Here is a 1610-nt window from a genome sequence, read left to right on the forward strand (position 1 = left end):
GAGGAGGCGTGTCTTGCCGGACACCTCTCTCAGCTGGCCTCGATGGCCGCTCTTCTCCTACCCTCAGCCCCTTCTACCCTCGCCCCCCTGCTTGGGCCTCCCGGCTCAAAAGGGCGAAAGTCGAGTCAGAGGGGCTGGGTGCGCTGGAGCAGCCAGTCGCGCGCGGCGCCCTGGAGGTGGGGCTGGAGCCGCTCGCGCACGGTGGCGTGATAGGCATTGAGCCAGTCCGTCTCCTCGCGCGACAGCAGGGCCGGGTCCACCAGCCGCGTGTCGATGGGGCAGAGGCTCAGCGTCTCGAAGCGCAGGAAGTCGCCGAACTCCGTCTTCTTGTCCGGCACCGCGGCGATGAGGTTCTCGATGCGGATGCCCCAGCGGCCCGGGCGGTAGAGGCCGGGCTCGTTGGAGGTGATCATCCCCGGCTCCAGCGCCGTGGTGAGGTCGTTGGGCATCGTCGGGGAGACGCCGTGCGGCCCCTCGTGGACGTTGAGGAAGAAGCCCACGCCGTGGCCCGTGCCGTGGCCGTAGTCCAGCCCCTCCGCCCACAGCGGCGCCCGCGCCAGCGCGTCCAGGTTCGGGGAGCGGGTGCCCCGGGGGAAGCGGGCCCGGGACAGGTTGATCATCCCGCGCAGCACCAGGGTGAAGTCGCGCCGCTGCTCCGCCGTGGGCTCCCCCACGGGCACCACGCGGGTGATGTCCGTGGTGCCGGACGTGTACTGCCCGCCGGAGTCGATGAGCAGCAGGCCCCGCGGCGTCTGCCCTGGCAGGCACACCGTCGCATGCGAGGACTGCGTCGCGCGGTAGTGCGGCATCGCGGCGTTCGCGTTGAACGCGGCGATGGTGGAGAAGCTGAGCGACACGAAGCCCGGGCGCCTTGCCCGCTCCGCGGAGAGGCGCTCGTCGACGGTCAGCTCGGTGATGGGCTCGCGGCCCAGGGCGGACTCGAACCAGGCGAAGAACGCGCACAGCGCGGCCCCGTCCTGCTCCATCGCGTTGCGGAAGTGCGCGAGCTCCGCGTCCGTCTTGCGCGACTTGGCCACGGTGGACGGGTTGAGCCCCTCCACCACGGAGACGCCCTTGCCCACCGCCTGCCGCAGCCCGTGGGTGATGCGCCGGGGGTCCACGAGCAGCCGCGTCCCCTCCGGCAGCGCCCCCAGCGCGCGGGCCGCCTCGTCGTAGGGGTGGAGGGTGACGCCGTCCGCCTCCAGCTCCGCGCGCAAGCCGTCCGGCACCTTGCCCGCACCGATGAACAGGCGGGCCCCACCGGGCTCCACCAGCAGGTGCGCCAGGAACACCGGGATGTAGTCCACGTCCGCGCCGCGCAGGTTCGTCAGCCACGCGACATCGTCCAGCGTGGAGATGAAGTGGTGCGTCGCGCCCAGCACGCCCATCTCCGCGCGCACGGCCCGCAGCTTGTCGGTGCGCGGCACCGGTGACAGCGCGTGCGCGTACACGGGCGCGGCGGGCAGGGGCGGCCGGTCCGCCCAGGCCTCCGCCACCACGTCCAGGTCCGTGCGCAGCACCACCCCCGCCGCCGACAGCTGCGTGGCCGCCGAGCGCGCCAGGCCCAGGCCCAGCACCGCCCCGTCCACCGCCACCACCTGCCCCTGCGG

At 73.2% G+C, this 1610-nt stretch carries 1 protein-coding gene; it reads right to left on the reverse strand.

Annotated features, from left to right (window positions below; translation table 11 throughout):
* Positions 1-125: 125 nt before the first annotated feature.
* Positions 126-1610 (reverse strand): aminopeptidase family protein P (locus tag D7W79_RS41875; protein WP_147442355.1); only part of this gene is annotated, 1485 nt, incomplete at its 5' end.

It is taken from the genome of Corallococcus exercitus (assembly GCF_003611585.1).
In the GTDB taxonomy this organism is placed as follows: Bacteria; Myxococcota; Myxococcia; order Myxococcales; family Myxococcaceae; genus Corallococcus; species Corallococcus exercitus.